This window comes from Streptomyces sp. NPDC055506 (assembly GCF_053643595.1).
Genome location: NZ_JBSHKH010000238.1, coordinates 1 through 5,643, shown reverse-complemented (window position 1 = coordinate 5,643; position 5,643 = coordinate 1). Strand labels below are relative to the sequence as shown.

The window sequence follows — 5,643 nt, the reverse complement described above, 5'->3', positions numbered from 1 at the left end:
ATTGAACCAGTGACCTCTTCCGTGTCAGGGAAGCGCTCTCCCGCTGAGCTAATCGCGCGGGTTCGGATCTTCGAGCAGATCCAGTGGACGATACTGGGATTGAACCAGTGACCTCTTCCGTGTCAGGGAAGCGCTCTCCCGCTGAGCTAATCGTCCTTGGAGGTGGAGACGGGATTTGAACCCGTGTAGACGGCTTTGCAGGCCGTTGCCTCGCCTCTCGGCCACTCCACCAGGAGTGTAGGGGGCCGGGAAGCCCCCTGTTCCTGCGAGCGGACGACCAGGTTCGAACTGGCGACCTCAACCTTGGCAAGGTTGCGCTCTACCAACTGAGCTACGTCCGCTTGTCGTTTCCGGCCCGCTCTCGCGGCCCGGCGACGTGTTGAACTCTAGCGGATTCCGGGGCCAGCACAAAAACGCGTTTGTGCAGCGTGCTGCGCTTCCCCTGCTCAGGGATGCCGCGGAGCCCCCGGAAGGGACATCCTCCGGTCATCCCCAGGACACCGCCATAGACTCGACTGCGTGTCCGAGCTCCCTCCTCTGGCCCGCTTCGGCGACCGCGTCGCCACCGGGCTCCTCGACGTCACCGACGATCCCGAAGCCCTGGAATCCAGCGGTTTCTGGGCAGTCTGCGCCGATTTCGAGGGCCGTCTGACCTGCGCCCGCTTCAGGGACGTGCGGGAGCGGCCCGTGCCCGCACCCGTGCCCGGCGCCTGGCGTGCGCCGGCGGCGGACGACTGGACGTCCTCGCTCGACCACGCCGCGTACACGGCAGCCGTACGGCGGATCCGCGAGCACATCGCCGCCGGCGAGGTCTACCAGGCGAATCTGTGCCGGGTGCTGTCCGCGCCCGTCGCGCCCGGTGCCGATGTGGACGCCCTCACCGCGCTGCTGGCCCGCGGCAACCCGGCGCCGTATGCAGGAACGATCCGTCTGCCCGGGCACGGTGTGGAGATCGCCACCGCGTCGCCCGAATTGTTCCTGCGGCGTGACGGACGGGTCGTCGAGTCCGGACCCATCAAGGGCACCGGCCGCACCGAGGCGGACCTGCTGGAGAAGGACTACGCCGAGAACGTGATGATCGTGGACCTGGTCCGCAATGACATCGGACGTGTCTGTGCCACGGGCAGTGTGACGGTGCCCGATCTGTGTGCCCTCGAGAAGCATCCGGGGCTGGTCCATCTCGTGTCGACCGTCCGCGGTGAGCTGGGGGAGGGGGCCGGCTGGGCCGAACTGCTCGGCGCGGCATTTCCCCCCGGTTCGGTCACCGGCGCGCCCAAGTCGAGCGCCCTGCGGATCATCGACGCGCTGGAGACGGCGCCCAGAGGGCCGTACTGCGGGGGGATCGGATGGGTGGACGCCGACCGGCAGGCCGGTGAGCTGGCCGTCGGGATCCGTACGTTCTGGATCGACCGGGCCGACGGCGTGTTGCGCTTCGGCACCGGCGCCGGCATCACCTGGGGCTCGGATCCCGAGGGGGAGTGGCGGGAGACCGAGCTGAAGGCCGCACGGCTGCTCGCGATAGCGTCGGGAGGGTACGTGGTGAATGGAGAGGACCTGACGTGAAGATCTGGCTCGACGGCGGCCTGCAGGACAGCGAGTCCGCCCGCGTCTCCGTCTTCGATCACGGACTGACCGTGGGCGACGGCATCTTCGAGACGGTGAAGACCGTGGACGGCAGGCCGTTCGCGCTCACCCGGCACCTCGACCGGCTGACCCGGTCGGCGCGCGGCCTCGGCCTGCCCGACCCGGACCACGACGAGGTGCGGCGCGCCTGTGCCGCCGTCCTCGAGGCCAACCCCGCGCCGCTCGGCCGCCTCCGGATCACCTACACCGGCGGCCACGGCCCGCTCGGTTCCGACCGCGGCGAGCACGGCCCGACCCTCGTCGTCGCCCTCGGCGCGACCCATCGGCGCCCCGACTCCACCGCCGTGATCACCGTCCCCTGGACCCGCAACGAGCGTGGTGCGCTCACCGGCCTGAAGACCACCTCGTACGCGGAGAACGTCGTGGCCCTCGCCCGCGCCCGCGAACGGGACGCGTCCGAGGCCCTGTTCGGCAACACGGCGGGACAGCTCTGCGAGGGCACCGGGTCCAACGTCTTCGTCGTCCTCGACGGCGAGATCCACACGCCGCCAGTCGCCTCGGGCTGTCTCGCGGGCATCACGCGCGCGTTGGCGATCGCGTGGACCGGTGCCCGGGAGACCGATCTGCCGCTGGACGTGCTGGAACGGGCCGACGAGGTCTTCCTGACATCCACGCTGCGGGACGTGCAGGCCGTGCACCGCGTCGACGACCGTGAGCTGCCGGGCGCGCCCGGCCCGGTGACCGCCAAGGCCATGCGGATCTTCGACGAGCGCTCCGGGCACGACCTCGATCCCTGACAGCCCTCGCATATTCGGCTGCCCCGGGGCATTGTTGCGGGTAGAACACCCCTGATGACCACGACCCTGCGGCCGACCGAGCCGCTTCAGCAGAACGCCGACGGGACGCGCTCACGCCGCTTCCAGGTGTGTGTGAACAGCCGTCCCGTAGGGGCGATACACCTCGGCACGCATCCCGTGTTCGGCGACGCGGTGGCCCGGATCATGAAGCTGCGCATCGAGGAGCCGGACCGCAGACGCGGCCGGGGCACGGTGGCCGCGCTCGCCGCCGAGGAGGTGGCGCGCGGCTGGGGGTGCCGCCGCATCGAGGCGGCGGTGCCCGCCGACGCCGAGCCGGCGTTCCGGCTCGCCACCGCGCTCGGCTACGTCGTGCGCAACCGCGGCATGGTGAAGCCGCTCGGCGACACCCCGCCGCGATTGCCCGAGGGCAGCCGGGCCCGGCCCATGACCGAGGCGGAGTTCGGCCCCTGGCTGGAGAAGGGCAAGGAGGACTACGCGCAGAGCTGGATCGACCGGGGCGTGCCGGTGGCCGAGGCCCGGGCCAAGTCGGAGCGGGACCACGCCACCCTGCTGCCCGAGGGCCTCGCCACTCCCGGCGTGCTGGTCAGCGTCGTGGAACACCGGGGGACACCGGTGGGCACGCTGTGGCTCGCGGTGCGCCAGGACGATGCCTTCGTCTTCGACGTCGAGACCCACACCGCCCACCGGGGGAAGGGGCACGGCCGCACCCTCATGCTGCTGGCCGAGGCCCAGACCATCGCCGAGGGCAGACGGACCATCGGCCTCAACGTCTTCGCCGGCAAAACCCCGGCCGAACGGCTCTACGCGTCCCTCGGCTACGAGAATCGCCAGTACGCCATGTACAAGCCGCTGGTGTAGGGGCCCGGCGGGGGCCGGGTCAGCCCTGTTCCTGCCCGGCCAGCAGCCGGTCCGCGATCTCCTCGATCCGCTCGCGCAGCCCCTCCTGGCTCTTGCCGCCGTCGAGCCGCTGGCCGTCGATGACGTAGGTCGGGGTGCCGGTCACGCCGATCGCCTTGCCCTCGGCCTGGTCGGCGTCCACGATCAGGATGTGCCGGCCGTCGATCAGCGCGGTGTCGAACTCCTCCGCGTCCAGGCCCAGTTCGGCGGCCACCTCGACCAGGAAGGGTTCTCCCTTACGGGCCAGCTCCTCCACCCGTCCCAGCAGGGCCTCGGCGTACGGCCATCCCCTGCCCTGCTCCCATGCCTCCTCGGCGGCCTGGGCGGCGGCGAAGGCGTGCTTGTTCTTCTCCAGGGGGAAGTGCCGCAGCCGCACCTCCAGACGGTCGCCGTAGCGGGCGCGCAGTGATCGGAGGTCGTCCAGCGCGGTGCGGCAGTCCGGGCACTGGAGGTCGCACCAGATCTCGAGGACGGGGGCGGTGGACGGGGCAGGGGAGGAGTCGCTCATGCCGACAGTGTTCCAGCCCCTGCACACGCACCGGCACCTGCGGAGGAGGCGACCCGGAGATCTCCCTGATGTGGGGGCGAGGCATGGCCCGCCGGGGTGCGGCGGGTGCAGGATGGAAGGGACGAAGTGCCCCCGCCCGACCGCGCCACGCCTGGAGGACCGGATGATTGCCGAGACCGTCTGCTCCGCCGTGTCCGCGGCAGGCCTGGGCATTGCGGCCATCACGGCGTACCGCAAGCGTTTCCTCGCCGCGGCCCGTATCGCGGCGTACTCGCTCGTGCCGATCGGCCTGGTGATGACGGGAGTCGTCGAATGGCTGGCCGACACCGCGTTCAGCCCGACCGCCTGGGCGGGCTTCGGGTTGCTGGGCCTCGCGTGGGCGCTGTTCGCGACCACCCGCGTCGTGGAGCGCCGCCGGGGCGGCACCCGCAAGGAGCGCAGAGCTGCCCGCGCGGCGGCCGGGCCGGAGGCCGTGGCCCCGGCGGCCTCGGCGCCCTCCCTTGGGCAGGGCGGGCAGGGCTCCCGCCCGGCCTCCCGGCCCGCGGCGTCGTCCCGGGGTGAGGACGACTTCAGCGACATCGAGGCCATCCTCAAGAAGCACGGCATATGACGGCCAGGCCGCGTGCCGGACTGATGACGGCCGGCCGCGTGCCGGACTGAATCGTCCGCGCCGGACTGAATCGTCACAGTGGGTCCCAGGGCGCGCGGAAATGATCACAACCTGAACCGGACCTCACGGAATCAGCGCACTCCCGCACGGAACGAGGGCGCTGATCGCGCCTGGCGGGGCGACTGCGCCATCATCGCCGCGAGATGCTGGACACGACGAGACAGAGCGACCCCGCGCCGCCGCAGGACGAGCCACGTGGTTGTCTCTTCGCCCTTTCCCAGCCACCGCTGATGATCTTCCTTGCGGTGATCGGGTGTCTGCTGCTCATGGCCTCGTTGCATGATCTGCTGTGGCTGTGAGCCGTACCCGCGGTACCCGGCGTCACCCGCCGGGACCGCGTCGGCATCGATGGGCTGCTTCGTCCAGTCCTCCCGGAGCGGGCTGTCAGCCCGCCGCCTCCCTGCGGCGTGCCCGGTACGCGGCCACGTGCAGGCGGTTGCCGCAGGTGCGGCTGTCGCAGTAGCGGCGGGAGCGGTTGCGGGAGAGATCGACGAAGGCGCGGCGGCAGTCGGGGGCCTCGCACCGCCGCAGCCGCTCCTGCTCCCCGGCGACCACGAAGAACGCCAGCGCCATCCCGCAGTCGGCCGCCAGGTGGTCGGCGACGGAGGCACCCGGTGCGAAGTAGTGCACATGCCAGTCGTAGCCGTCGTGGTCCGTGAGCCGGGGGGTGGTGCCGGCGGCCGCGACCAGCTCGTTGATCACCCCGGCCGCGGCCCTGGCGTCGGGGGCGGCGAAGACGGCCGCGAACCGCCCGCGGATCTTCCGCACCGCGGAGAGGTCGAACTCCGAGAGCACGCCGACGTCGCTGATCTCGTGGTTGCCCACGAAGACCGTGAGCGTCGCCACGTCCGGCAGCCCGTCCGCTGCCGTGTCGTCCTCCGGTGCGGTGTTCACCAGATCGACCACGGTGTCGAGGGCGCACCGGGTGTCGTGGGTGATCAGCACGATTCGCTCCCTGGCCTGGGGGTCGGGCAGGCGCCCGCCGATGCTGGCCGATGGTAATGGCTCCGCATCCACCGGACGGCCCTCATGCCCGCACATGGCTTCGAATAGAACGCCGCCGGGCCCACCATGGTTCCCGCTTACCGACAGTGACGACGGCGGTTCCCGTCACCTCCCCGATCTGCCCGTCGGCATACATGGACCGGCGCCGGCTCCGCGTGATC

The 5,643-nt window shown here is 71.2% G+C and carries 7 protein-coding genes and 3 tRNA genes; 5 read left to right on the top strand and 5 right to left on the bottom strand.

Annotation, left to right across the window (positions count from 1 at the left end; genetic code table 11):
* Window positions 1–84: 84 nt before the first annotated feature.
* The 3 genes from ACWIF2_RS39940 to ACWIF2_RS39930 form a co-directional block, all read right to left on the bottom strand.
* Window positions 85–156, bottom strand: a tRNA-Val gene (locus tag ACWIF2_RS39940).
* A gap of 1 nt (window position 157) precedes the next feature.
* Window positions 158–231, bottom strand: a tRNA-Cys gene (locus ACWIF2_RS39935).
* A 37-nt stretch (window positions 232–268) separates the two neighbouring features.
* Window positions 269–341, bottom strand: a tRNA-Gly gene (locus ACWIF2_RS39930).
* Between the two features lie 178 nt (window positions 342–519).
* On the opposite strand from ACWIF2_RS39930, the gene ACWIF2_RS39925 reads away from it, so the two are divergent.
* Genes ACWIF2_RS39925 through ACWIF2_RS39915 form a run of 3 tightly spaced genes read left to right on the top strand, consistent with a single transcriptional unit; the run spans window position 520 to window position 3,260 of the window.
* The gene (locus tag ACWIF2_RS39925) at window positions 520–1,563 is read left to right on the top strand and encodes a chorismate-binding protein (protein WP_454366516.1); all 1,044 of its coding nucleotides are present in this window, start codon (window positions 520–522) and stop codon (window positions 1,561–1,563) included.
* Window positions 1,560–2,381 carry an aminotransferase class IV gene (locus ACWIF2_RS39920; protein WP_454366514.1) on the top strand — a complete coding sequence of 274 codons (822 nt, stop codon included), beginning with the start codon at window positions 1,560–1,562 and terminating at the stop codon, window positions 2,379–2,381. Before ACWIF2_RS39925 ends, ACWIF2_RS39920 begins: the two co-directional genes overlap by 4 nt.
* A gap of 54 nt (window positions 2,382–2,435) precedes the next feature.
* A complete protein-coding gene (locus tag ACWIF2_RS39915; protein WP_454366512.1) occupies window positions 2,436–3,260 on the top strand; it encodes a GNAT family N-acetyltransferase in 825 nt (274 codons plus the stop codon).
* A gap of 19 nt (window positions 3,261–3,279) precedes the next feature.
* On the opposite strand, the gene ACWIF2_RS39910 is transcribed toward ACWIF2_RS39915, so the two are convergent.
* A complete protein-coding gene (locus tag ACWIF2_RS39910; protein WP_454366510.1) occupies window positions 3,280–3,807 on the bottom strand; it encodes a DsbA family protein in 528 nt (175 codons plus the stop codon).
* 163 nt (window positions 3,808–3,970) lie between these two features.
* Here ACWIF2_RS39910 and ACWIF2_RS39905 point away from each other — a divergent pair, with 163 nt between their 5' ends.
* On the top strand, window positions 3,971–4,417 hold the full coding sequence (locus ACWIF2_RS39905; protein ID WP_454366508.1) for a hypothetical protein: 447 nt from the start codon (window positions 3,971–3,973) through the stop codon (window positions 4,415–4,417).
* 203 nt (window positions 4,418–4,620) lie between these two features.
* A complete protein-coding gene (locus ACWIF2_RS39900; protein WP_382497674.1) occupies window positions 4,621–4,776 on the top strand; it encodes a hypothetical protein in 156 nt (51 codons plus the stop codon).
* Between the two features lie 85 nt (window positions 4,777–4,861).
* On the opposite strand, the gene ACWIF2_RS39895 is transcribed toward ACWIF2_RS39900, so the two are convergent.
* The gene (locus ACWIF2_RS39895; protein ID WP_454366506.1) at window positions 4,862–5,422 is read right to left on the bottom strand and encodes a CGNR zinc finger domain-containing protein; all 561 of its coding nucleotides are present in this window, start codon (window positions 5,420–5,422) and stop codon (window positions 4,862–4,864) included.
* Window positions 5,423–5,643 lie beyond the last annotated feature (221 nt).